The following is a 24,285-nucleotide window of genomic DNA, read 5'->3' as shown; positions in this document are numbered from 1 at the left end:
GCTTCAACTGCTTCAGTTGCTTGAGCTGCTTCATCGGCGCTTCAGATAGGCCTGGAAGGCACGGTGAAGCGCATGGTTGGCGCTGCCGCCCAACGGCTTCTCCCATTCCCCCAACGTCTCGACGACCCGTCCCCCGGTGCCGAGCTTCCAGCGCAGCAACCCGTACGCACGTTCGCCCGGATCGAGAGTGGAGGGTACCCCGCGCATGTCGTACATGTCGGCCCCGAGGGCGTGGGCGTCCAGCAGCATCCTCCACTGGAGCGCGTTGGAGGGCCGGACCTCGCGGCGGTGGTCGGCCGAGGCGCCCGTCTGGTACCAGGCCCGGCGGCCGACCGTGATCAGCGTGTGAGCGGCCAGGATCTCCCCCTGGTGGCGGGCGAGATACAGCTTCATCCGCCCCGGCTCCTCGGCGTTGAGCGCCGCGTACTGGCGTTCGTAGTACGCGAGCGAGCGGCCGAGCCGGAACCCGTCCCGGCGCTCGGTGACGGCGAGCAGCCGGCAGAACTCGGGCAGGTCCGCCGCGCTGCCCACGACCACCTCCACGCCCTCCTTCTGCGCCCGGCGCACATTGCGCCGCCACTCCTGGTTGAGCCCGGCCCACAGGTCGTCCGTGGTGCGTCCGGCGAGCGGCACGTGGAAGACGTACCGGGGCTGGGCGTCCCCGACCCCGTCGTCCCCGGTCCCGTCCCCGCCGCAGCGGCTCCACCCCCGGGCCCGCAGCCGCTCCGCGACGGCGGTGCCGAGCGGGTCGACCTCGCTGGCCAGGACGTCGCCCAGGCGTCGGCCCGGACCGGTGAGCGGCTTGAGCAGGGCGGCGTCCCAGCGCCGGTAGGCGGGCGAGGGCCCGATCCGTACGGCGAAGGCACCGGCCCGCCGCAGGTGCTCCAGCAGCGGTCCGAGCCAGCGGTCGACGTCGGGGTCGCGCCAGTCGGCCACGGGCCCTTCGGGGAGGTACGCGAAGTACTTGCGGGTGCCGGGGAACTGGCGCAGCAACACCATGGCCACGCCCGTCAGTTCGCCCGCCTCCGGGTCCGGCCCCCAGCCGAGCAGGAGGGGGCGCCAGCCCTCCTTGACGTCGGCCCAGGACGGGCACTGGAGGAACCCGGCGCCGAGGGCCGTGCCCCGGGGGGAGGCGAGGAAGGCGCGGTAGGTCCGCGCGGTGATGGCGCACAGGGTGACGGGGCGGTTCCCCACCGGGCGCACGGGGTCGGACGACGGCGACGACGACGACGGCGGTGGCGGTGGCGGCACGAGCAGCGCTGACACGGTCTGAGCCTCTCCTTCTCCCCGGACCTCTCGCGGGGCGGTTCCCCGGCTCTCCGGCGGGGCGGTTCCCCGGGCCTCCGGCGGGGGCGGCTCCCCGTGCTTTCACGGGGATGCGGAGGATGCTCACAGCGCTCCATGACCGCTCCGTCCGGCGAATGTGACCGGACCATGACCGTTCTTCACCAGTCGCCGTCACATCGCCCCAACCCCCTCTGACCTCGGGTTTCCCGGCTCTACAGTCACGGCATCGCCTGTACCGACCGCCTCTTCCGTGATGCCCGGAGGTCCCGTTGTCCCGTCCGCCACACACGTCCCTGTCACACACGTCCCAGTCACGTACGTCCCAGTCACGTACGTCCCAGTCACGTACGGACCGCTCCCGTACCGACCGCTCCCGTACGGACCACTCGCGTACGCCCCTGTCCCGCCCCGGCCGCTCCGCCGCCCGCCTCCCCGCCGCTCTCCTGGCCGCCGCCCTGCTGGCCCCGCTCGCCGCCTGCTCCCCCGGCGCCGCAGGAACCTCGGACACCACGGGCACCTCGGGCACCACGGCAGCCGCCAAGGCGTCGCCGGGCGCCGAGGACCGCCCCGTCACCGTCGCCGTGACGCCCACCGGAAAGAAGGTCCCGGCAGGCGAGCCGGTACGGGTCACGGCCACGGGCGGCACGCTCACCTCGGTGACCGTCACCGCCGCCGACGGCCGTACGCTCCCCGGCAAGGTCGCCGCCGACGGCCGGACCTGGACCTCCGACCGGAAGGCCGTCCCCGGGGCCGCGTACGAGGTGAAGACGGCGACCCGGAGCGCGGGCGGCACGGCGGGCAGCAGCACGGCCGCCTTCACCACCGCCCCGGCCACGAAGGTCAACAAGGTCGACTGGCGGCCGGGCGGCGCCACCACCGTGGGCATCGCCCAGCCGATCTCCCTGGTCTTCGACCACCCCGTCAAGAACCGGGCCGAGGTCGAGAAGCAGCTCAAGGTCACCACCTCGAACGACACCGAGGGCTCCTGGGGCTGGCTGCGCGACTGGTCGGGCCGGGACCGGGTGGACTGGCGCCCCCGGACGTACTGGAAGCCCGGCACCCGGGTCACGCTCGACGCCGAGCTGAACGGCACCGACTCGGGCGCGGACGGCGGCTGGTTCGTCCGCGACTACCGGACCGCCTTCACCGTCGGCGCCGGGCAGATCGTCAAGGTCGACCTGGACCGCCACCGGCTCTCCCTCGTACGGGAGGGGAAGACGCTCCGCCACATACCGGTCTCCGGCGGCACACCCGGCGGCGACAAGCGCTCCTGGCGCGGAACCGCCGTGCTCATGGCCAAGGAGGGCACGATCAACATGAACTCCGAGACGGTGGGTCTCGGCAACGCCTACGACAAGATGGTCGACCACTCCATGCGGCTGACCTGGTCGGGCATGTACGCCCACGCCGCCCGTGGAACGCCAGGTTCTTCGGCCGGTCCAACCAGAGCTCCGGGTGCATAGGGATGAGCGACGCGGACGCGGCCTGGTTCTACGCGCAGGTGCGGCCGGGCGACCCGTTCGAGATCACCGGCAAGGACACGAAGGGCGTGGTCGCCCCGGGGAACGGCTTCGGCGCGTGGAACCTCTCGTGGGCCGAGTGGCAGAAGAAGAGCGCACTGCGCTGAGCCCCGGTCGGGCGGTCAGGACCGAGGCCCGGTCGGCCGGTCAGCGCTGAGCCCCGGTCGACCGGTCACGGAGGCGTGTCGCCCCGGTCCGCCGCCGTCTCCAGCAGCTCCCGCAGGTCCTTGAGCCGGTCCAGGCCCTTCACCGCACGAGCCGTGCGGTGGTTGGCGGCGAGGCGGGTGCGGTGGCGGTGCAGGAAGGCCCAGTAGCCGGTGGTGTACGGGCATGCCTGCTCGCCGGTCCGGTCGGTGGGGCGGTAGGCGCAGGGGGCGCAGAAGTCGCTCATGCGGTGGATGTAGGCGCCGCCCGAGGTGTACGGCTTGGTCGTCATCCGGCCCCCGTCGGCGTACTGGGACATGCCGACCACGTTCGGGAGCATCACCCAGTCGTAGCCGTCGACGAAGCAGCGGTGGAACCAGTCGGTGACGGCCGCCGGGTCCCAGCCGTCCTGGAGGGCCCGGCTGCCGAGCACCATCAGCCGGGGGATGTGGTGGGTCCACCCGGTGTCCCGCACCTGGGCGAGGACGGTGGAGAGGCAGTGGGCGGTGACCGCGTCCGCATCCAGGTCGAGGAACCAGCCGGGCAGCGGGTCCGTGTGGCGCAGGGCGTTGCGGTGGCGGTACTCCTCCCCGAAGTGCCAGTAGAGGTGCCAGACGTACTCGCGCCACCCCGCGATCTGCCGGACGAACCCCTCGACGCTGTTGAGGGGCGCGTCGCCCTCCCGGTACGCCTCCTCGGCCAGCTCCACGCACTCGGCCGGGTCCAGGAGGCCCAGGTTCAGGGGTGCGGAGAGGAGGCTGTGGCTCAGCACCGGGTCGGCCGCGAGCATCGCGTCCTCGTGGGGGCCGAAGCCGGCCAGCCGGTGGGCGACGAAGTGGCGCAGCGCGGTACGGGCCTCGCGCCGGGTGGCGGGGAAGAGCCTCGGGCCGTCCCGGCCGACGAACGCGACCTCGCCGTCGCGCTCCCAGCGGTCCAGGTCGTGGCGGACCTCTTCGTCGATCTCGTCCTCGGACGGCCGCCAGGGGCCCCGGACGTCGAGGGTGTCCTGTCCCCGGGGCGGCGGTTCGCGGTTGTCGTGGTCCAGGTTCCACCGCCCGCCGACGGGCCGGTCGCCGTCCATCAGCAGCTCGTGGCGCTCGCGCACCCAGCGGTAGAAGCCCTCCAGCCGCAGGTTCCCGCCGCCTTTTCCCCTCCCTTCGGCTTCGCCCTTCCCCGCCCACGCCGCGAAGTCGTCGTGGCTCACCAGGAAGCCCTTGGCGGGGAGGATCTCCACGTCCTCCAGCCCGCGCACGAACTCCAGCGCCCGGCGGGAGGTGGGGTGGCAGACCGTCAGGGGCCCGCGCCCCCGGACGGCCTTCTCCAGCCCCTCCCCGTACGTCTCCGTCCGGACATACGTGACCCGGTCGCCGAGTTCCGCCGCGCGGTGCCGCATCGCGGAGAGGATCAGGTGCGCCTTGGCCCGGTGGAAGCGGCGTCGGCGCAGCACCGAACGCGCCTCGATCATGACCACCGGCGCCCGGTCGTCCGGGCCGCCGTGGCGCGGGTCGAGGAAGTGCGGACCGAGCTGGTCCCCGAACAGCCAGTGCGGGCGTGGTGCCATGGGGGGAGCCGCCTTCCGTGTCTGGGCCCGACGATCGTGGCAGCCCGCGCCCGTCCCCGTACGCCGACACTCCGGCACCGGCCTGCCGGGCCCTTCCCCGCCGTGGCCCCCGTAGGGTCGGGGCCGTGCACCAGCCCCCGACCGGCCCGAACAGCCGGAGCAGCAGGCCCTCTTCGGCTGGGAGGAGACCGTGCCCGCCGAACCGCCGGGCCGGGGCGGCGGGTTCCGGGACAGTGCGCGGGCCCGGCGGATGCTCGACGTACGGGAGGTGTACGCGGAGCCCGCCGCGGTCGCCTCGCCGCGCGGGCAGCAGATCCTGGCCCGGCTGCCCGGCGTCCCCGTCACCGAGATCGCCGGGCACTGGCGGGTCCCCTCCCTCCACGGCAATGAAGGCAACATCGCCCGCTGGACCCGGATCAAGACCGAGACCCTGGTCCTGGGCGTCCGGCAGAGCCTCACCACCCGGCCCAACGGCCGCTCGGCCGACTGGATCGCCCCCGGCGCCTCCAACGGCTGCGCGATGGCATGCGCGTACTGCTACGTGCCGCGCCGCAAGGGGTACGCCAACCCGATCACGCTCTTCACCAACATCGAGGCGATCACCGCCCACGTACGGCGGCACGTCCGGGCCCAGGGGCCCAAGCCCGAGCCCAACCAGTGCGATCCGCACGCCTGGGTCTACGACATCGGGGAGAACGGCGACTGTTCGGTCGACGCCCTGATCTGCGACAACACGGCCGATCTCATCGCCGCGTTCCGTGCTCTGCCCACCGCGAAGGCCTCGTTCGCCACGAAGTTCGTCAACCCCGATCTGCTCGCGCTGGATCCACAGGGACGCACCCGGGTGCGGTTCTCCGTGATGCCCCCGGACGACTCCCGGCTGCTGGACCTCCGTACCAGCCCGGTCCCGGAACGCATCGCGGCCGCCGCCGACTTCCTGGACGCGGGGTACGAGGTCCACTTCAACCTCTCCCCCGTGGTGCTGCGCCCCGGCTGGCAGCGCGACTGGGCCGCCCTGCTCGACCACCTCGACGACGTGCTGCCCGCCCGGGTGAAGGCGCAGGCGGGCGCCGAGATCATCATGCTGACCCACAACCAGCAGCTGCACGAGGTGAACCTCGGCTGGCACCCCAGGGCCGAGGAGGTCCTCTGGCAGCCCGCCGCGCAGGAGACCAAGCGCTCGGAGAACGGGGCGCTCAACGTCCGCTACGCCCGCGAGATCAAGCGGGACGCCCTGGCCCGGCTGCGGGAGCTGATCGCCGGGCACGCGCCGTGGCTGCGGATCAGATACGCGTTCTGAGCGCCGTCAGCGGCCTGCGGAGCCCCTGTCCGTGGCGGGGTCCGCATCCGTGCCGGGGTCCGCGTCCGTGCCGGAGCCACCGTCCGTGCCGAGGTCCGGCTCCAGCTCCCGGCCGAAGTGGAACGCGGCCACCGTCAGGCGGCGCGCGTGGTAGAAGCGGTGCGCGTCCACGTTGGTGGTGCCCGAGTCCAGCTCCAGCCGGGCGCACCCCTCCGCCCGCCCGCGCCGCTCCAGCTCGGCCATCAGGCGGGCGCCGACCCCCCGGCCCCGGGACCCGGCCGCCGTCACCAGGTCGTCGACGAACAGCAGCCGCCCCCGGCTGGTCGCCAGCACCCGGTGGGTGGCCGCGCCGAGGGCCCGGCCGGTGGCGGTGTCGTACGCGACGGTGAAGCGGAGCCCCTGGGCGTGCCCCTCCTCCGCGAAGGCGGTGAAGGCGTCGGCCGAGAGCCGCGGGCGCAACGCGCGGATCAGCGGCGCCACATCGGCGGCCATCCGGGGGTCGCCGGGGCCGAGATCGACGAGTACGAGGCCGGCGGGTGCGGGGTCGGCGGGTGCGGGCTCGGCGGGTGCGGGATCCGCGGGTACGAGGCCGACGCGTACGGAGTCCATGGGTTCCGAATCCGCGGGTTCAGGGTCGGTGCGTGTCAGGTCCACGACGTCCAGGCTAGGGCCGCGCCGCGTGTCCGCGGAGGTATCCGTCAGGTCGGATCGGGCGCCCCCGCGCAGGTGCCGCACGGTCCGCGCGGCCCGAGATCAACCGACCTGACAGAGAGTCCCTGCCGGTGGTGACGGGCCCTGTCCGCCGCTGCCAGACTCCGGCACCATGCTCGCCGCTTACATCGAACAGCTCGGTTCCCCCGACACCATCCGGTACGGCGAACTCCCCCAGCCTGTGGCACAGGCGGGCGAGGTCCTGGTGGACGTGAGTGTCGCCTCCGTCAACCACGTCGACACCTTCGTCCGGTCCGGAGCCTGGCGTACGCCCGTGACCTTTCCCTTCGTGATCGGCCGCGATCTGGCCGGCACCGTCGCCGCCGCCGCGCCCGGCACCGGCTTCGAGGTCGGCGAACGCGTCTGGTGCAACAGCATGGGCCACGCCGGCCGGCAGGGTGCCGCCGCCGAGCGCGTGGCCGTCCCCGCCGACCGGCTCTACCGGCTGCCCGACGGGGTCGACCCCGAGGACGCCGTGGCCCTGGCCCACCCCGCCGCCACCGCCTACCTCGCCCTGCACCCGCACGGCCGGGTGCAGGCGGGTGAGACCGTCGTCGTCCTGGGCGGCGGCGGCAACGTGGGCAGCGCCCTCGTCGTCCTCGCCGTGCACGCCGGGGCGCGGGTCGTCGCCACCGCGTCGGCCCGGGACATCGAACGGCTCCGGGGCCTCGGCGCCGACGAGGTCATCGACTACCGCGACCCGGACGTGGTGGGACGGCTCAAGGCCGCCTGCCCCCAGGGCGTCGACGTGTGGATCGACACCTCGGCCCGCAACGACCTGGAGACGGCCGTCGACCTGCTCGCCTGGCGCGGGCGGGTGGTGGTGCTCGCCGGGCTCACCACGCGGCCGGTGCTGCCCGCGGGACCGCTCTATCTGAAGGACTGCTCGGTCGTCGGCTTCGCCATCTCGCAGGCGACGACCGCCGAACTCGCCGCCGCCGCCGAGACCATCGGCACGCTGCTGGCCGCCGGGAAGCTGCTGCCCCCGGCGACGGTGCCGATGCCGCTGAGCGCCGCGGCGGACGCGCACGGCCGGCTGGAGCGCGGCGAGGTCCGCGGAAAGATCCTGCTGAGGGTCGGCGGGGCCGACGCGGAAGTCGCACCGGAAAGAACTTGACGGACCATCGCGGGGTTTGTTGACCCGCGTTCGGCGCGCCACCAGAGTTCTCCTTATGAGCGAATCAGTCATCGACAATTCTCCCCTGTTCGAACTGCGCGCGGACATTGCGGTTTCCGCGACCCCGAAAGAGGTCTACGCGGTCGTCAGCGATTTGCCGCGCAGTGCCGAATGGAGCCCCGAATGCCGGGGCGGTGAATGGATCGGTGGAGAGCCCGCGGCGGTGGGCACCATCTTCCGCGGCGAGAACCTCCGCAGCGAGGAGGTCGTGGCCTGGGCCCCGCTCGTGCGCGGGACCTGGTACACCGAGGCCCGGGTCACGGCGGCCGAGCCGGGTGTGACCTTCCGCTGGATGATGCTCTCGCACGCCCAGGACGACCAGGAATCCGTCTGGGGCTTCGACATCGAGCCGCTCGCCGAAGGCAGCCGGCTGGTCCACCATTTCCGCATGGGAAAGGCGACCGCCGGAATTCACAAGATCGTCTCCGAGCTCGACGAGGATGCTCGTAAGCGATTCGTCGCGGACTGGACCGCCAAGCTGGAACGGGACCTCGACGACACCCTCAAGCGAATCAAGGACGTCATCGAATCCGCATGACGGGTTCCTTCCCGCGTACGTGAAACGGAGTGGGCGAGATGTTTCTGCAACGAATAGGGAACAAGGGCATCCGGCTCGGGACGCTCTTCGACCGGGCGGCCGCCCGGCACCCCGGCAACATGGTGATCCTGGACCACGACCTGGATGTCGCGCCCGAACTGGGCCGCCGCCTGGCCCTGCCCGAGGTGGCCGAGCTGGTCGCCGAGCTGGCGTCGCGGCTGTGGGCCGCCGGGGTCCGCACCGGTGAGAAGATCGTCGTCCACAAGACCGACGGCTTCGACATTTCGCTGATGGCCTGCGCCGCCGCGCGGATCGGCGCCGTACCGGTGCTGCTCTCCCCCAAGCTGGACGGCGAGACCGTCGTCGAGCTGGTGCGCCGGGCCCAGCAGCCCTACCTCTTCACCGACGAGGCCAAGCTCACCGACAGCCTTCCGGCCGAGGTCTTCGAGGTCGCCAAGAAGGTCCTGCTCGCCTCCGGCACCTTCGAGGGCGCCACCCCGCTGGCCTCGTACGCCGGTACCGCACGGGTCGAGCCGATCACCATGCCGCCGGACCACCCGACGCTGATCACCCACACCTCGGGCACCACGGGCACCCCGAAGCTGGCCGTCCACACCGGCCACACCTTCCAGGCCCGCTACCGCCCGCAGGCCACCGTGGTCTCGGCGGTCCGCAGCCGCGAACCGATCGCCATCCACGTCTCGTTCGTGCACTCGCGGATGTTCACCGCCATGCCGATCGCGATCCTCCAGGGCCACCCGCTGATCATCCTGAAGGACGACGAGCCGGAGTCGGTCGCCAAGCTCTTCTCGCAGGTCCCGCCGGGGCTCATCGAGGCCCACCCCAACACCTTCCTGCGCTGGGAGGTGCTGGCGAAGGACCCGCGCGGCCCGCTGAGCAACGTCAAGTACTTCAGCTCCACCTTCGACGCCATCCACCCGCGCACCGTGCACACGCTGCTGGGCGCCTCGCGCCGGAAGCTGCCGCTCTTCGCCCAGGCGTACGGGCAGAGCGAGGTCGGCCCGATCGCGGCCCGTACGTACTCCCGCAAGCGCGGCGCCGAGGCCGACGGCCGCTGTGTCGGCTCGCCGTTCCACGGGATGACCAACGTCCGCGTGGTCAGCCGCGACGGCCGCCCGCCGACGAAGTCCTCGCCGGGCTTCATCGAGGTCCGCAGCGACGGCCGGATCGTCACCTACCTCGGTGAGCACGAGCGGTGGGAGAAGCAGGTCAACGACGGCTGGTGGCGCATGGGCGACGTCGGCTACCGCACCAAGTGGGGCTGTCTGCACCTGCTGGACCGCGAGGTCGACGAGATCCCCGGCGTGGAGTCCACCCTGGAGATCGAGGACAAGCTCTTCGCCCGGATCGAGGACCTGATCGAGGTCATCATCATCCCCGGCCCCGACGGCCGCCCCGTCCCCGTCGTCTCCACTCGTGACGACAAGCCGCTGGACGAGCGGGTCTGGAAGGACGCCGTCGTCGGGCTGCCCCCGATGGCGGACCCGGTCCGGTGGAAGCTGGAGGACCTCCCGCAGACCGCCACCACCAAGATCAAGCGACTCGAACTGGCCCGGCTGCTGGCGGCCGGCTCCAACGGGAACGGCGAACTGTCATGACCAAGGCTCTCCTTGAGATCTGTGTCGTGGGTGCCGGGCCCCGCGGCCTGTCGGTGATCGAACGGCTCTGCGCCAACGAGAGAGCCGAGCCCAGCCACGCCGGGGTCACCATCCACGTGGTGGACCCCTCCCCGCCGGGGGCCGGTACGGTCTGGCGGCCCGAGCAGTCCCGCCATCTGCTGATGAACACGGTGGCCTCGCAGATCACCGTCTTCACCGACGACAGTGCCCGGCTGGAGGGCCCCATCGAGGCGGGGCCCAGCCTGTACGAGTGGGCCCGCGCCCTGGTCGCCCGGGTCGAGGCGGGCCACGGCGAGGCCGACGAGGACGTGCTCTCCGAGGCCCGTTCGCTCGGCCCGGACTCGTACCCCACCCGCTCCTTCTACGGCCGCTACCTGCGCAGCTGCTTCCAGGAGGTGGTGGACCGCGCCCCGGCGCACGTGGCGGTCAAGGTGCACCGCTCCCGCGCGGTGGCCATCGCCGATGTGCACGGGGTCACCGACGGGACCCAGGGCGTCCGGCTGGAGGACGGCACCCGGCTCAACGAGCTGGACGCCATCATCCTGGCCCAGGGCCACCTGCCGACCCGGCTGACCCCGCGCGAGGCGCGGACGGCGGGCCTCGCCCGGATCCACCACCTCACCTATGTGGCCCCGGCCAACCCGGCCGACCTGGACCTCAGCGGCATCAAGCCCGGCCAGCCGGTGCTGCTGCGCGGCCTGGGGCTCAACTTCTTCGACCACATGGCCCTGTTCAGCGCGGGCCGGGGCGGCACCTTCGAGCGCGGCGAGGACGGCAAGCTCGTCTACCACGCTTCGGGCCGCGAGCCGAGAATGTACGCGTTCTCCCGGCGCGGGGTGCCCTACCACTCGCGCGGCGAGAACCAGAAGGGCGCCTACGGCCGCTACTTCCCCCGGCTCCTCACCGTCGAGTACATCGAGAAGCTGCGCGCCCGCTCCGCCGACGGCCAGCAGATCCGGTTCAAGACCGACCTGTGGCCGCTGATCTCCCGGGAGGTCGAGAGCGTCTACTACGAGACCCTGCTCACCGCCCGGGACCGCGCGGCGGACGGCGCCGAGCTGGCCGAGCGCTTCCTGAAGCGGCCGGCCGACGACGACGGGGCGCAGCTGCTCACCGAGTTCGGCATCCAGCCGGAGGACCACTGGTCCTGGGAGCGGCTCTCCAAGCCGTACGAGAACCGGGAGTTCACCAGCCGGGAGAGCTTCCGGGCCTGGCTGCTGGAGTATCTGGCCGCCGATGTGGTCGCCGCCCGCAGCGGCAACGTCAGCGGTCCGGTCAAGGCCGCGCTGGACGTGCTGCGGGACCTCCGCAACGAGATCCGGCTCGCGGTCGACCACGGCGGACTGGCCGGTGACTCCTACCGGGACGAGCTGGAGGCCTGGTACACCCCGCTCAACGCCTTCCTCTCCATCGGCCCGCCGGCCTCCCGCATCGAGGAGATGATCGCCCTCATCGAGGCAGGCCTGCTGGAGGTGACCGGACCGGGCACGAAGATCGCCGTGGACACCGGCGCACCGCAGTACGTCGCGATGTCCACCGAGGTGCCCGGGCCGCCGATCCACTCGACGGTCCTGATCGAGGCCCGGCTGCCCGAGCCCGATCTGCGGCGCACCGACGACCCGTTGATGCGCCATCTGCTGGACACCGGGCAGGCCCAGCCGTACTCCATGGCCGCCTCCCAGGGCCGCAGCTACCAGACCGGCGGGCTCGCCGTCACCGAGCGGCCCTACCGGCTGCTGGACGGCAACGGCGAGGTGCACCCCCGGCGCTTCGCCTACGGCGTGCCGACGGAGTCGGTGCACTGGGTCACGGCCGCGGGCATCCGCCCCGGCGTCGACTCGGTGACGCTCGGCGACTCGGACGCCATCGCCCGGGCGGCCCTGGCGGTGACCCCCGTCGCCAACCGCCCCTGGTCCGCCCAGGTCCAGACCTCGGAAGAGGGTCTCGTCGGGGTGATCGTGTGACCGCCGGAACCCCCGGCCCCGTCGCCGCCCCCGGTGCTCCGGCGCCGGGGGCGGCGGCCCGTACGGCCGACAGGGGCAGGGACACGCCCGCCACGTCCCGTACGGACACCGCCCCGGGCCCGCTCGCCACAGGCACCACGGGCCCCGGCATCGACTCCGGAATCCTCTCCCCCGTCCGCGCGGGCACGCCCGGTGAAGCGGCGACGAGCGACGAGGCGTGGCTGCAGGCCATGCTGGACGCCGAGGCGGCGCTGACCCGGGCCCAGGCCGGGATCGGCACCGTACCGAAGGAGGCCGCCGAGACGGTCACCCGTACCGCCCGGGCGGACGCGCTGGACCTGCGGGCCCTCGCGGTCGCCTCCCGGGAGACGGCCAACCCGGTGGTCTCCCTGGTCGCCGCGCTGACCCGGGCGGTGGCAGAGGTCTCGCCGGAGGCCGCCGAGTACGTCCACCGGGGCTCGACCAGCCAGGACATCCTGGACACCGGGGCGATGCTCGTCGCCGCCCGGACCCTGGAGCTGATCGCGGCGGACCTGGAAGCGGCCGCCGAGTCGCTGGCGGGGCTGGCCCGGGAGCACCGGGACACCGTGCTCCCCGGCCGCACCCTCGCCCTCCAGGCCGTACCGACCACCTTCGGGCTGAAGGCGGCCGGCTGGCGGCGGCTGCTGCTCGACGCCCACCGCCGGATCACCGCCGTCCTCGACGGCGGGCTGCCCGTCTCGCTCGGCGGGGCGGCCGGAACGCTCGCCGGCTACCTGGAGTACGCCCAGGTCGACGGCGACGCCCGGGCCCAGGACGTCGACGGCTACCTGGAGCTGCTGCTCGACGGCTTCGCCGCCGAGACCGGCCTGGCCAGGCCGCCCCTCCCCTGGCACTCCCTGCGGACGCCGATCGCGGACCTCGGCGCCGCGCTCGCCTTCACCACCGGCGCACTCGGCAAGATCGCCATCGATGTCCAGTCACTGACGCGGACCGAGGTAGGCGAGGTGGCCGAACCGTCCGTGGCCGGGCGCGGGGCCTCCTCCGCCATGCCGCACAAACGGAACCCGGTACTGGCCACCCTCATCCGCAGCGCATCGCTCCAAGTGCCGCTGCTGGCCGCCGGTCTGGCGCAGTGCCTGGTCTCCGAGGACGAGCGGTCGGCGGGCGTCTGGCACGCCGAGTGGTCGCCCCTCCGCGAATGCCTGCGGCTGACGGCCGGGGCCACCCACACCGCGGTCGAGCTGTGCGCGGGCTTGGAGGTCCGCCCGGACCGGATGCGGGAGAACCTGGGCCTCACGGGCGACCAGGTGGTGACCGAACGGATCGCCGCCCACCTCACCCCGCACCTGGGCCGCGCGGAGGCCAAACGGCTGCTGGGCGAAGCAGCGGACGAGGTCCGGATGAGCCGCCGCTCCCTCGCCCAGGTGCTGGCCTCCCTCCCCCAGGCGGCGGAACTGCTCCCGGTGGGATCGGAGTTGGAGCGCCTGTGCGACCCGGCCGGCTACACGGGCGCCGCGGGCGCCCTGGTCGACCGGGAGGTGGGGCGGGGCTAGTCCTGCCCGTCCTCCGGATGTACGGATGCGCGGTGGTCTCCCGGAAGGGGGGCCACCGCGCATCCATGTGTCCAGCTCTGATCGCCAACGGCCTCGGGAAAGCGCTGCCGGAGAGGGAGCAGCATGAGGTCATGATGCTCCCCGACGGGTTCAGGCGGTGGAGAGGCGGGCGAGGGTGTCCTGGAGCCGAAGGATCGCCTCTTCGGCTTCCGCGCATTGCTGGAGGGGCGGCTTCCTTCGCCAGTTCTTCGACGTCCTCCCGAATGCCCATGTCCGCGATGCTGTGCCCGTGCCCATCAGCCACAGAGCGCAGGCAGCCCGCCTGCGGTCCAGCCCCATGACGCGCAAGCTCCGGCGCTCCGTCATCGCTCGCAGGGGCGTGACGAACGCACCGGGGGGTGCGCGGCCACGGTCACCGACCGCCCCCGCACACCCCCACGTTCAGAGTCCCTGAGGGCTCACCCCGCCCCGTGCACCCGCCGCAGCAGCTCCTCCGCCCAGGACTCGTCGTACGCCTCGAAGAGCGGGAAGCCGCCGTTCTCCGGGGAGTCCGTCCAGCGGCAGGTCACCCCGGGGTTGTGCACCGTGTAGCCGCCGGGGGCGAACAGGTGCGGGCTGCCCTGGACGTGGGGGCCCTGGGCGATGTCCCACTGGCCGTACACCTCGGAGCGGCCCTCGCCCGCGCGCAGCGCCTTCGCCAGGGCGTCGGCGTCCAGGTGCTCGCAGCTCTCGGCCAGCTCCAGGATCACCGCGTGCACGCCCACCGAGCGGCTCTCGGTGTAGAAGGCGCGGCGCAGGGCGATGTCCAGCTCGTCGGAGGCGCGCAGGCCGCCCACGGCCGGGGACTTGGCGGCCTGGACGGCCTCCAGGGCGGGCAGCATGCTGGAGGGGTAGGTCCACTCGGGGGCCGACCAGCGGCGCCAGTTCACCTCGGGGCGGCGGGCGGCGATGGCGGCCAGTTCCACATCCACGATGAACTTCGGGGTGGGCTCCCGGTTGAACAGCTCCAGCGGGAAGGCCCGGTGGTCGATGAGGACCGGCAGCTCCAGCCGGGCGGAGGCGGCCCGCAGGGTGTGCAGGGCCAGCGCTGCCCAGGGGCAGCCGATGTCCGACCAGATGGTGATGACCGGCCAGTCACCCTCGGTACTGGCGGTGTTGACCAGTTTCGGGTCGTCGCTCGTCATCGGACCGCTCCCTCCGTGCGTCGCAGCAGTTCGGTCAGCAGGTTACGGGTGATGTGCACCCCGTCGCGGGTGAGGACCGACTCCGCGTGGAACTGGGTGGAGGCGAACCACGGGCCGCGCAGCCCGTGCACCTCGCCGGTCTCGGGCGAGCGGCTGACCTCGATGGGGCCGATGCCCGGGCAGTCGGTCTTGGCCTCCTCGGAGACGGCGGCGAAGGTGTTGTAGAAGCCCACCTGTTCGCGGCGGCCGAAGAGGTCGATCTCGCGCTGCACGCCCTGGTTGGGGACATCGCGGCGGATCAGCGGGAGTCCGAGCCGGCCGCTCAGCACCTGGTGGCTGAGGCAGACGGCGAGGAACGGGGTGCGGTTCTCCAGCAACCGGCCCACGGCCGTGTCGAGATGGGCGATCTTCGGGTCGGTGAGGTCGCGCGGATCGCCGGGGCCGGGGCCCATGACCGTCAGGTCGTGGTCGTCGGGGTCGTACGGTTCGTCGAAGCGGCGGACTGTCACTGACAGGCCGATGGCGCTCAGTTGCTGGGCGATCATCGACGTGAAGGTGTCCTCGGCGTCGACCACCAGCACCCGCCGTCCGGCGAGGTACGGGTCGGGAGCGTGCCGGTCCCCGGCGTGGGCGAGCCAGAAGTCCGCGAGGGAGGAGTTCCGTTCGGCCAGGGCAGCCCGGACCTCGGGGTTGGTGGAGAGCCGGGTCTGCCCGCCGGACTCCAGGGCCGCCAGCAGCCCGGCCGCCTTGGCCCGGGTCTCGGCCGCCTCGGACATCGGGTCGGAGTGGCGTACGAGGGTGGCGCCGACGCCGATCCGCAGGCGTCCGGCGGCCGAGATGTCGGCGGTACGGATGAGGATCGAGGAGTCCAGGGCGTGGCCGCCCTCCTCGTCGCGGCCGAGGAGGGCCACGACCCCGCTGTAGTAGCCGCGCCCCTCGGGCTCGTACTGGTTGATGACGCGGCAGGCGCTCTCCAGCGGGCTGCCGGTGACGGTCGGCGCGAACATCGTCTCGCGCAGGATGTCGCGCGGGTCGCGGTCGCTGTGCCCCTCGATGAAGTACTCGGTGTGGGCGAGCCGGGCCATCTCCTTGAGGAACGGTCCGATGACCCGCCCGCCCTCCGGGCAGATCCGGGACATCATCTTCAGCTCCTCGTCGACGACCATGTACAGCTCGTCGATCTCCTTGCGGTCCGCGAGGAACTCCATCATGGCGGGCAGGCTCGGGCCGCTGGGCGCGTACCGGTAGGTGCCGCTGATGGGGTTCATCACCGCGAGGCCGCGGGTGAGGCTGACATGGCGCTCGGGGGTTGCGCCGACGAAGGTGCGCTCCCCGGTGTGGACGACGAACGTCCAGTAGGCGCCGGTCTCCCGCTCCAGCAGCCGCCGGAAGAAGGTGAGCGCGGCCGCGGGGGTGTAGCCGGTGATGTCGGCCGAGTAGGAGCGTTTGATGACGAAGTTGGCGCCCTTGCCGGTGCCGATCTCGTCGGTGACGACCCGGCGCACGGTCTCGGCGTACGTCTCGTCGTCGGTGTCGAAGCCGCCGTCGGTGAGCGCGATCGGGGTGTCCGGGATGCGGCGCAGCGCCTCCGCGACGCTCCGGACCTCCTGGTCGGTGACGGTCATCGCGAGCAGCGGGGAGCCGTCCTCGGCGCCGACGAAGCCGCGCTCGGCGATCTGCCGGTACGGGACGAGGACCAGGGCGTCGTGCCGGGCCTCGCCGTGGGGGCCCGGGGTGAGGGGGACGTCGGCGAGGGTGTCGTACGCGCGCACGTCCCCGACGAGCACGTCGAGCGTGCCGTCGCCGGTGGCCTCCGGGCGGTGGAGCAGGGCGAAGGGGGGCGGGTCGGCCGCGAGTATCCGCCCGAGCAGATCGGTCATCAGCCCACCGCCTCCTTGGTCGTGAGCACGACGGCGCAGCGGTGTGCGGCGTACTCCATGGTCATCCGGTGCCGTTCCAGGGAGAAGTCCCCGACGGCGTCCGCGATCAGGAAGGTCTCGATGTCCTGGGTGAAGGACTCGACGGCCGTCGCCAGGATGCCGACGTGCCCGTAGACACCGCAGATGACGAGCTGGTCCCGGCCGGCCGCGCGCATCCGCTCCAGCAGGTCGGTGCGGAAGAAGGCGCTGTAGCGCCACTTGGTGAGCATCCAGGAGCCGGGCGCGGGCGTCAGCTCGTCGACCACCTCGCGGTCGGCGGGCTCGGCGCGCATGCCCGGCCCCCAGAAGTCCTTGAGCAGCCCGCGCTCCTCGGGGGTCATGCTGCCGGGCTGGGCGGTGTACGCCACCGGCATCCCGGTCGCCAGCGCGTGGGCGCGCAGCCGGGCGGCGTTCGCGAGCAGCGGGTCGCGCAGCTCGGGGGCGAACGGCTGGAGGAAGTAGCGCTGCATGTCGTGGACGAGCAGGACGGCCCGGTCGGGGTCGATGCTCCACCGGGCGGTGTTGTCGGGAAGGTCGCCGCGCTCGGGGAGCGGGTACGGCGGGATGGGGGCGATGCCGGCCATGGGTGGTCCTGGTTCCTTTCGTGGGTGGTCGCGTTCCGGTCGCCGGGCACCGCCCGGGGGATCAGGCGCCCAGGGAGGCGCCGCCGTCCACGGTCAGGTCGTGCAGGGTGATCTGGGCGGCCCGGTCGGAGAGCAGGAACGCCACCGCCTCCGCGACGTCGTCGGGGCGGCCGATCCGGCGCAGCGGGATGCCGACGCGGTACGCGGAGGGGGAGCCGTCCAGGGTGTGCTGCTCGGCCTCCCGGTCGTGCCACATGGAGCGGAGCATCGGGGTGTCGGTGGAGCCGGGGGCCACGGTGTTGCAGCGGATGCCGTACTGGGCGACCTCCAGGCCGAGCGACTTGACGAGCTGGGTCGCGGCGGCCTTGGAGGCGGCGTAGGCGGCCATCCCGGCCCGGGGGGTGACGGCCGCGTTGGAGGTGACGGTGACGATGGCGCCCCGGGCGCGCGGGATCATCCGGTTGACGACCGCGCGCGTCACGTTGAGCACCCCGGTGACGTTGACGTCGAGCATGGCCCGCAGGTCCTCGTCGGTGATGTCCTTGACCGGGCCCAGGCGCAGCACCCCGGCGGCGTTGACCAGCTGGTCGATGGGGCCGATCTGCTCCTCGGCGGCCGCGACCATGGCCTCCACCGCCGCGCTGTCGGAGACGTCGACCGGGAAGTCCGCCACCTGGAGGGACTCCGCGCGGAGCTTGGCGACCTCCTCGGCCAGCCGGGCGGCGTCGCGGTCGACCGCGACCACCGTGGTGCCCTGCTCGGCGAGGAGCCGGACCACGGCCGCGCCGATGCCTCCGGCCGCCCCGGTGACCAGCGCTGTCTGCTCTTCCACCTGAACTCTCCTTCGTACGAGGGTGGTACGGGTGTGCTCACGGGGTGCTGCGTGGGGGGTGGGGCCCGGTGGACCCGCCGGTCAGCCGCGCCAGGCGGCGATGACCGAGACCGCCTGGGAGGCGGTGAGGCGGGGGTCGCAGAAGCTGGTGTACTTCTCCCCGACCTGGTGGGCGCGGGCCTCGTTGCGCACGCACTCGGTGACGTCGTCGGGGGTGGTCTCCAGATGGACGCCGCCGGCGATGCCGCCTGCGCAGCGGACGGCGGTGAGGAAGCCGCGCACCTCCCGCTCCACGTGGTCCAGGTAGCGGGTCTTGAGCCCCTCGGGGTGGTCACGGTGTTGCCGTGCATCGGGTCGCAGAGCCAGCTCACCGGGTGCCCGGCCTCCCGTACGGCCGCCACCAGCGCGGGCAGCCGCTCCCCGACGGTGTCCGCGCCCATCCGGGAGATGAGGGTGAGGCGGCCGGGCGAGCGGGTGGGGTCGAGCCGCTCGCAGAGGGCGAGCAGGTCGGAGACAGTCATCGAGGGGCCGACCTTGCAGGCCACCGGGTTGGCGATGGAGGAGAACAGCTCCACGTGGGCCCCGTCCAGCGAACGGGTGCGCTCACCGATCCACGGCAGGTGGGTGGAGGAGAGCCAGAGGGCGCCCGAGCCGTCCCGCCGGAGCATCGGCAGCTCGTAGTCGAGCAGCAGCGCCTCGTGGCTCGTCCACACCAACGGGTCGATGGCACGGGCCTGTTCGCGCGGGGTGCCGTCCCAGCCGAGGTGGCCCATCATCTCGTCGGCCGCCTCGTAGCCGGTGAGCAGCCGGGCCGGGTCGGGGATGCGGCCCTTGGGGGCGGGTTCGGGGCTGTTGACCATGTGGCCCCGGTAGACGGGGAGTTCGACCCCGTTGACCCGCTCCGTCGGGTTGGAGCGGGGCTTGGCGAACTGCCCGGCGATCCGGCCGATCCGGACGACGGGCCGGTGCGAGGCCAGCTTCATGGCCCGGCCATCAGGTCGAGCACGGCGGCCTTGCGGGCGACGTACCCCGCGCTGGACTCCATGGGGTCCTCGGCGCAGTCGCCCGCCTGGACCACCTGGGCCTCGCCCCGCGCCACCTGCGCGAGGACCGACCGTAAGGCCTGGACGTCCTCGTACCGGACGAGGGCCCGGCGGCCGGACAGCTCTCTGCGCACGTTCTCCAGGTGTTCGGCATCGGGCCACTCCGGCTGCTGGAGTGCGGGCCTGAGCCGGATCTCGGACACGACGTTGTCCACTGGTGCCTCCACGGTCGCATGGCGCGAGCGGGGAACGCTCGCTGTCGGGTGTGAGTCGGTGCGGCGTCGGCGAACCCGTCGCGGGCGTCGTCGGCGACGAGGCGGCGTACGGGACGTGCCCGCGCCACTCGGTTCCGGTGTGACCCGAGCCCGCGGGTCGGAGGGGGCGGCCGTCCCGCCCTGGTCCGGCTGCCGATCCTGGGCCGGACTCCGGTCAAGAGCCAACCAACGGATCAGCAGTTCGTCAGGTGACGCGGATTCCATCAGGTCTACCCGCGTCCAGCGGCCCGGACCTGACGGACTACCCGGGCCGAACTGGGCCACCAAGGAAGAAACGTTGCACCATGAGCCCGCTCCCGACCCCTGCTCTGCGCCCGTTCCGGCGCGAGGGAGTGCCTTGCCGATCAGGGCCGGACGGGCCCGCGCACCCGGTGCGGTGCGTCGCGGGGCACCGCCGCCGTCCCTGTCGCCCGATGCGACGCGGAGGCGCGGCACCACCGCGAGGCGCCCGCCCGGGCGCCCTGGAATCCCGGCCCGATCGGCGCGACACCTCTAGGCCCCTGGAGATCTCTCGTCATGACATCACGCAACAGCTCCGGCCTCGCCCGGCGCACGTTCGTCGTCACCGCTGCCGCCGCCGCGGCCGCCGCGGCGACCGCCGGCTCGGTGGTTCCGGCCGCGGCCGCCACCCCCTCCCACCGGGCCCCCCGGCCCCGCAGCGGTTCGGTGGTCGTCCGTACCACCGAGGGCCGCATCGCCGGTGAGCGCCAGGGCGACGTCACCGTCTTCCGCGGTGTCCCCTACGCGGCCCCGCCGGTGGGTCCGCTCCGCTTCGCCTCCCCGCGCCCGGCCGAGCCGTGGAACGGGGTCCGGGACGCCACGGCCTTCGGGGCGCCCGCGCTCCAGACCGACTACCTGCCGGACAGCAGCGAGGACTGTCTCTACGCCAACGTCTGGACCCCGGGCACCACCGGCCGTCGGCCGGTGGTCGTCTACATCCACGGCGGCGGCTGGTTCCTCGGGGCGGGCAGCGAGCCCGACTACGACGGCGCCAAGCCCGCCGCGCGCGGCGACATGGTCGTCATCAACTTCAACTACCGCCTGGGGCTGCTCGGCTGGGGGCTCCACGAGGAGTTCACCGACCCCCGTACGCAGTCCTTCGCCAACTGGGGGCTCCAGGACCAGGCGGCGCTGCTGCGCTGGGTCCAGGCCAACGCGGCGGCCTTCGGCGGCGACCCGGGCAACATCACCCTGGCGGGCACCTCGGCGGGCGGGTCGAGCACCTGGCAGCTGAGCCTGCTCCCGCAGCTGCGCGGGGTGATCAGACGGGCGGTGCCGATCAGCGTCAAGCACGTCTGGAACCCGGCCAGTTCGACCACCCCGCAGGAGTCGCGCGAGGTCTACGCGCTGCTCGCCTCCCGGCTCGGCACCACCGTCGCCGGACTGCGCACCGTACCGGGTCTCGACCTCAAGGCCGCCTGGGAGGAGCTGTACTCCGGCGACCCGGCCGACCGGCCGGTGACCGGCTGGCGCGAGTACCGGGGCCCGGTGCCCGACGGGCAGTGGATGCGCGGCTTCGACCACGAGCTGCCCACCCCGCAGATACCGATCATGCCGATCTACGCCCGTACCGAGGGTTCCTTCTTCACCGGCGGACCCGGCTACCCCTACCCCGGCCCCCACCCCACCAACGACGCCGAGCTGCGCGAGGCCGTCTTCATGGTTCTGCGCAAGGGCAGCGCCCGGGTCGGCTACCGCGATGTGGACCAGGCCATCGCCTTCTACCGCAAGGCGGCCGTCCGGGGCGGGCTCCCGCAGGACCCGATGTCGATCTGGACCGAGATCTGGGGCGACGGCCTCTTCCGCTACCAGATCGTCCGGCTGGCCGAGCGCCACGCCCGCGAGGGCCGCTCCCCGCAGTACCTGATGGAGTTCGCCCACCCGGTGCGCGCCCCCTTCTCCGGCACCCCGCACGAGGCGACGTCGAAGTTCCTCTTCGGCTCGCACGCGCTGCCCGCCAACGAGCCCGCCTACGGCGACGGCCCGCTGGAACGCCAGGTCTCCGACACCCTGATCGACCTGATCGCCTCCTTCGCCCGCACCGGCCGCCCGTCCGCCCCGAACGCGCCGGTGTGGCCGGAGTTCGCCCCGCTGCGGCCCACCACGATGGTGGTCGGCGGCCCGGACGTCGCCCGTCTCTCCACCACCTTCAAGGCGGACCAGCTCCGCTACTGGGACCGGGCCGGCTGGGTGCCCCGTACCTGATTCGCGCGGCCCGACTTCTCCACAGCGCTGTTGACACGGCTGAACACGAGGAAAGGAACCGAGGCACTATGTGTGGACTCGCAGGCTGGGTCGGCTACGACCGCGATCTGACCCGACTGGGCGCCACCGCCCAGGCCATGACCGCCACGATGGCCTGCCGGGGCCCGGACGACGAGGGCGTGTGGACCGACCCGCACGTGGCCCTCGGCCACTGCCGGCTCTCGGTCATCGACCTGGAGGGCGGCCGCCAGCCGATGCACGTGACCGCGCCCGACGACGGCCTGCCGACCGTCGTCTACACCGGTGAGGTCTACAACTTCCTTGAGCTGAAAGAGGAGTTGAGCGGGCTCGGCCATGAGTTCCGCACCTCCAGCGACACCGAGGTGGTGCTCCACGCCTACCTCCAGTGGGGCGAGGAGTTCGCGGAGCGGCTCAACGGGATGTACGCGCTGGCCATCTGGGACCCGCGCAACGAGGAACTCCTCCTGGTCCGGGACCGGATGGGCGTGAAGCCGCTCTTCTACTACCCGACCCGCGACGGCGTCCTCTTCGGCTCCGAGGCCAAGGCGATCCTGGCCCACCCCGAGGCCGAGGCGGTCGTCGACCGCGAGGGACTGGCCGAGATCTTCGCCATCATCAACACCCCCGGCCACGCCGTCTTCAAGGGCATGCACGAGGTGGTGCCCGGCACCATCGTGCGCTTCACCAAGGCGGGCCACTCGGTCCGCACCTACTGGGAGCTGACCGCCCACCCGCACGGCGACGACCTCGACACCACCATCGCCCGGGTCCGGGAGCTGCTGGACGACATCGTCCGCCGCCAGCTCATCGCGGACGTCCCCGTCGGCACCCTGCTCTCCGGCGGACTGGACTCCAGCGCCCTGACCGCCCTGGCCGCCAAGGCCTTCCGGGACCAGGGGCGCACCGAGCGCGTCAAGGCGTTCTCGATCGACTTCAAGGGCAACGACGAGGCCTTCGCCGGGAACGGCATCTGGCAGGACCCCGACACCCCGTACGCCGTCGAGGTCGCCGAGAAGTGCGGCGCCGAGCACATCATCGTCGAGCTGGAGAACGCCGACGTCCTGGACGAGTCCATCCGCTCCCGGGTGCTGCGCTGCCAGGACCTGCCCATCTCCACCGGCGACATGGAGCACTCACTGCTCCACCTGTGCACCGCGCTCAAGCGCCAGGTGACCGTCGCCCTCTCCGGGGAGACCGCGGACGAACTCTTCGGCGGCTACAACTGGTTCTTCGACCAGGAGGCCGTCGAGGGCGACACCTTCCCCTGGTACGACGCCTGGCGGCGGCTCGGCGGGCTCGACACCATGAAGGAGATCGGCCTCTGGGACCGGCTCGGCCTGGAGGAGTACGTCAAGACGCGCTACGCCGAGGCGCTGGCCGAAGTCCCCCGGCTGGAGGGCGAGTCCGGCCGTGAGGAGCGCATGCGCGAGCTGCTCTACCTCAACATCTCCCGCTGGGAGAACTTCCTGCTCGACCGCAAGGACCGGATCAGCATGGCCGCCAGCCTGGAGGTCCGGGTCCCCTTCACCGACCACCGGCTCGTGGAGTACGTCTTCAACGTGCCGTGGGAGATGAAGACCTTCGACGGCCGGGAGAAGAGCCTGCTGCGCGCGGCGACCGCCGACGTGCTCCCGGAGTCGGTGCTGACCCGCAAGAAGAGCCCGTACCCCTCCACCCAGGACCACGAGTACGTACGGGCGCTGCGCGACAAGGTCGCCGCCCTGCTCCACGAGGGTTCACCGGTGCTGGAGCTGGTGCCGGCCGAGGGCATCCAGCGGCTGCTGGACAAGCCGCTGGAGTCGTACGCCGGGCTCGGCGGGCTCTGGGGGACCCGGGCGGTGATGGAACGGCTCGTCGAGTTCAACACCTGGGTCACCGAGTACGGGGTCCGGGTCGAGGCCTGACATGTCTCCCGACCCGATGCTGTCCGTGCCCCCCGGAAGGAGTGCCGACCTGATGTACGCCATCGCGCCCACGTTCGACATCGACCACTCACCCGAGTGGGGTTCGGACAGGCTCGATCTGGACGCCTATCTGCGGCGGATCGGATACGAGGGTGTCCGGGACAACTCGCTGAAGACCCTTCAGCAGGTGCACCGGGCCCATATGAGCACCATCTCCTTCGAGAACGTCGACATCGCGGTCGGCCGCACGGTCTCGCTGGACATCGCCGAACTGGAGCGGAAACTGGTCCGCTCCGGGCGCGGCGGCTACTGCTACGAGACCAATCTGCTCTTCGCCGCCGCGCTGGACCGCCTCGGTTTCCCGGTGATGCGGATGCTGTCGCGGATCCGGGAGGGCGACACCAGGCGCCGGTTCCGCTCGCACACCTCCCTGCTGGTCAGGACGGCGGACGAGCCGGACACGGTGTGGCTGGCCGACCCCGGCTACGGCTACGCGGGGCTGATCGAGCCGATGCCGCTGCGCGACGGCGCCCGCGCGACCGTGGGGGCCTGGAGCTGGGAACTGGGCGTGGACGACGGCCACTGGGTGCTGCGGTCGCAGGACGGGGAGGGCCGCTGGAGCGACCTCTACGTCTTCCGGCCCGAGCGCCAGTACGAGGTCGACTACCGGGCGGCGCACTACGTCAGCTCCACCCGTCCGGGCTCCCCGTTCGTCAACCGGCTGGTGGCGCAGCGCGGTTCGGAGACCGTACGGCACCGGCTGCGCAACGACGTGCTGGTCACCGACCACCCCGACGGGCGCACCGAGCGTGCCGTGCTCGCCCCGGACGAGGTGGTGGCCGCCCTGCGGGAGAAGTTCGGTCTCACCCTGACCGACGAGGACGTCTCGCTGCTCCTGGGGTTCCTGCAGCGCGGGGAGAGCGCCGCCGCCTGCTGACGGA

Annotated in this window: 16 protein-coding genes and 2 pseudogenes; 10 read left to right on the top strand and 8 right to left on the bottom strand. The window is 72.6% G+C overall.

Translation table 11 applies throughout. The features are described from left to right. Nucleotides 1–30 precede the first annotated feature (30 nt). The gene (locus tag DJ476_RS18070) at nt 31–1,266 is read right to left on the bottom strand and encodes a lipid II:glycine glycyltransferase FemX (RefSeq protein WP_112491027.1); all 1,236 of its coding nucleotides are present in this window, start codon (nt 1,264–1,266) and stop codon (nt 31–33) included. A gap of 419 nt (nt 1,267–1,685) precedes the next feature. On the opposite strand from DJ476_RS18070, the pseudogene DJ476_RS18065 reads away from it, so the two are divergent. Continuing rightward, nucleotides 1,686–2,914, top strand: a pseudogene (locus DJ476_RS18065) (Ig-like domain-containing protein). A 65-nt stretch (nt 2,915–2,979) separates the two neighbouring features. On the opposite strand, the gene DJ476_RS18060 reads toward DJ476_RS18065, so the two are convergent. Continuing rightward, nucleotides 2,980–4,512: a cryptochrome/photolyase family protein gene (locus tag DJ476_RS18060; RefSeq protein ID WP_112491026.1), complete on the bottom strand. Its 1,533-nt coding sequence runs from the start codon at nt 4,510–4,512 to the stop codon at nt 2,980–2,982. Between the two features lie 190 nt (nt 4,513–4,702). On the opposite strand from DJ476_RS18060, the gene DJ476_RS18055 reads away from it, so the two are divergent. Then, nucleotides 4,703–5,812, top strand: a complete 1,110-nt coding sequence (locus DJ476_RS18055) for a spore photoproduct lyase family protein (protein ID WP_112491025.1) — start codon at nt 4,703–4,705, stop codon at nt 5,810–5,812. 6 nt (nt 5,813–5,818) lie between these two features. Here the strand turns inward: DJ476_RS18055 and DJ476_RS18050 are convergent, their stop codons facing one another. Further along, complete coding sequence (locus tag DJ476_RS18050; protein WP_112491024.1) at nt 5,819–6,421, bottom strand: GNAT family N-acetyltransferase; 603 nt, start codon at nt 6,419–6,421, stop codon at nt 5,819–5,821. A gap of 214 nt (nt 6,422–6,635) precedes the next feature. Here DJ476_RS18050 and DJ476_RS18045 point away from each other — a divergent pair, with 214 nt between their 5' ends. From DJ476_RS18045 to pcaB, 5 genes are read left to right on the top strand one after another with little or no spacing between them, the layout of a single operon-like run. Beyond that, nucleotides 6,636–7,640 carry an NADPH:quinone reductase gene (locus DJ476_RS18045; RefSeq protein WP_103419389.1) on the top strand — a complete coding sequence of 335 codons (1,005 nt, stop codon included), beginning with the start codon at nt 6,636–6,638 and terminating at the stop codon, nt 7,638–7,640. Between the two features lie 55 nt (nt 7,641–7,695). Next, nucleotides 7,696–8,238, top strand: coding sequence for an SRPBCC family protein (locus DJ476_RS18040; protein ID WP_112491023.1), 543 nt, complete (start codon nt 7,696–7,698; stop codon nt 8,236–8,238). A 38-nt stretch (nt 8,239–8,276) separates the two neighbouring features. Beyond that, complete coding sequence (locus DJ476_RS18035) at nt 8,277–9,857, top strand: class I adenylate-forming enzyme family protein (protein WP_070204253.1); 1,581 nt, start codon at nt 8,277–8,279, stop codon at nt 9,855–9,857. Then, nucleotides 9,854–11,842 carry an FAD/NAD(P)-binding protein gene (locus DJ476_RS18030; RefSeq protein WP_112491022.1) on the top strand — a complete coding sequence of 663 codons (1,989 nt, stop codon included), beginning with the start codon at nt 9,854–9,856 and terminating at the stop codon, nt 11,840–11,842. The genes DJ476_RS18035 and DJ476_RS18030 overlap by 4 nt, the downstream gene beginning before the upstream one ends. Then, the gene (pcaB, locus tag DJ476_RS18025; protein ID WP_112491021.1) at nt 11,839–13,377 is read left to right on the top strand and encodes a nitrosuccinate lyase; all 1,539 of its coding nucleotides are present in this window, start codon (nt 11,839–11,841) and stop codon (nt 13,375–13,377) included. Before DJ476_RS18030 ends, pcaB begins: the two co-directional genes overlap by 4 nt. Nucleotides 13,378–13,835: 458 nt before the next feature. On the opposite strand, the gene DJ476_RS18015 is transcribed toward pcaB, so the two are convergent. The 5 genes and pseudogenes from DJ476_RS18015 to DJ476_RS17995 all read right to left on the bottom strand — a co-directional run bounded on the left by DJ476_RS18015 (nt 13,836) and on the right by DJ476_RS17995 (nt 19,154). Next, nucleotides 13,836–14,561: a DsbA family oxidoreductase gene (locus tag DJ476_RS18015; protein WP_103419392.1), complete on the bottom strand. Its 726-nt coding sequence runs from the start codon at nt 14,559–14,561 to the stop codon at nt 13,836–13,838. Next, entirely contained in the window at nt 14,558–16,441 is a 1,884-nt protein-coding gene (locus tag DJ476_RS18010) for an anthranilate synthase family protein (protein ID WP_112491020.1), read from the bottom strand. The genes DJ476_RS18015 and DJ476_RS18010 overlap by 4 nt, the downstream gene beginning before the upstream one ends. Further along, on the bottom strand, nt 16,441–17,064 hold the full coding sequence (locus tag DJ476_RS18005; protein WP_019763954.1) for an isochorismatase family protein: 624 nt from the start codon (nt 17,062–17,064) through the stop codon (nt 16,441–16,443). The genes DJ476_RS18010 and DJ476_RS18005 overlap by 1 nt, the downstream gene beginning before the upstream one ends. 61 nt (nt 17,065–17,125) lie before the next feature. Continuing rightward, nucleotides 17,126–17,896 (bottom strand): 2,3-dihydro-2,3-dihydroxybenzoate dehydrogenase, encoded by a 771-nt coding sequence (locus DJ476_RS18000; protein WP_103419394.1) that lies wholly within the window; start codon nt 17,894–17,896, stop codon nt 17,126–17,128. Nucleotides 17,897–17,977: 81 nt separating this feature from the next. After that, nucleotides 17,978–19,154 (bottom strand): annotated as a pseudogene (locus tag DJ476_RS17995) (3-deoxy-7-phosphoheptulonate synthase). Between the two features lie 576 nt (nt 19,155–19,730). On the opposite strand from DJ476_RS17995, the gene DJ476_RS17990 reads away from it, so the two are divergent. The 3 genes from DJ476_RS17990 to DJ476_RS17980 all read left to right on the top strand — a co-directional run bounded on the left by DJ476_RS17990 (nt 19,731) and on the right by DJ476_RS17980 (nt 24,281). Then, entirely contained in the window at nt 19,731–21,419 is a 1,689-nt protein-coding gene (locus DJ476_RS17990) for a carboxylesterase/lipase family protein (protein ID WP_112491019.1), read from the top strand. Between the two features lie 68 nt (nt 21,420–21,487). Continuing rightward, the gene (gene asnB / locus DJ476_RS17985) at nt 21,488–23,344 is read left to right on the top strand and encodes an asparagine synthase (glutamine-hydrolyzing) (protein ID WP_112491018.1); all 1,857 of its coding nucleotides are present in this window, start codon (nt 21,488–21,490) and stop codon (nt 23,342–23,344) included. A 52-nt stretch (nt 23,345–23,396) separates the two neighbouring features. After that, complete coding sequence (locus DJ476_RS17980; RefSeq protein ID WP_019763959.1) at nt 23,397–24,281, top strand: arylamine N-acetyltransferase family protein; 885 nt, start codon at nt 23,397–23,399, stop codon at nt 24,279–24,281. The last annotated feature ends 4 nt before the right edge of the window (nt 24,282–24,285 follow it).

The organism is Streptomyces bacillaris (assembly GCF_003268675.1).
Taxonomy (GTDB): Bacteria; Actinomycetota; Actinomycetes; order Streptomycetales; family Streptomycetaceae; genus Streptomyces; species Streptomyces bacillaris.
This window is presented reverse-complemented; position numbering and strand designations above follow the sequence as displayed.

Bases quoted from the DNA above. Each gene is read 5' to 3' on its own strand.
- DJ476_RS18060 (WP_112491026.1), bottom strand. From the start codon at position 4,512: ATGGCACCACGCCCGCACTGGCTGTTCGGGGACCAGCTCGGTCCGCAC.
- DJ476_RS18050 (WP_112491024.1), bottom strand. From the start codon at position 6,421: ATGGACTCCGTACGCGTCGGCCTCGTACCCGCGGATCCCGCACCCGCC.
- DJ476_RS18045 (WP_103419389.1), top strand. From the start codon at position 6,636: ATGCTCGCCGCTTACATCGAACAGCTCGGTTCCCCCGACACCATCCGG.
- DJ476_RS18040 (WP_112491023.1), top strand. From the start codon at position 7,696: ATGAGCGAATCAGTCATCGACAATTCTCCCCTGTTCGAACTGCGCGCG.
- DJ476_RS18035 (WP_070204253.1), top strand. From the start codon at position 8,277: ATGTTTCTGCAACGAATAGGGAACAAGGGCATCCGGCTCGGGACGCTC.
- DJ476_RS18030 (WP_112491022.1), top strand. From the start codon at position 9,854: ATGACCAAGGCTCTCCTTGAGATCTGTGTCGTGGGTGCCGGGCCCCGC.
- DJ476_RS18015 (WP_103419392.1), bottom strand. From the start codon at position 14,561: ATGACGAGCGACGACCCGAAACTGGTCAACACCGCCAGTACCGAGGGT.
- DJ476_RS18010 (WP_112491020.1), bottom strand. From the start codon at position 16,441: ATGACCGATCTGCTCGGGCGGATACTCGCGGCCGACCCGCCCCCCTTC.
- DJ476_RS18005 (WP_019763954.1), bottom strand. From the start codon at position 17,064: ATGGCCGGCATCGCCCCCATCCCGCCGTACCCGCTCCCCGAGCGCGGC.
- DJ476_RS17990 (WP_112491019.1), top strand. From the start codon at position 19,731: ATGACATCACGCAACAGCTCCGGCCTCGCCCGGCGCACGTTCGTCGTC.
- asnB (WP_112491018.1), top strand. From the start codon at position 21,488: ATGTGTGGACTCGCAGGCTGGGTCGGCTACGACCGCGATCTGACCCGA.
- DJ476_RS17980 (WP_019763959.1), top strand. From the start codon at position 23,397: ATGTACGCCATCGCGCCCACGTTCGACATCGACCACTCACCCGAGTGG.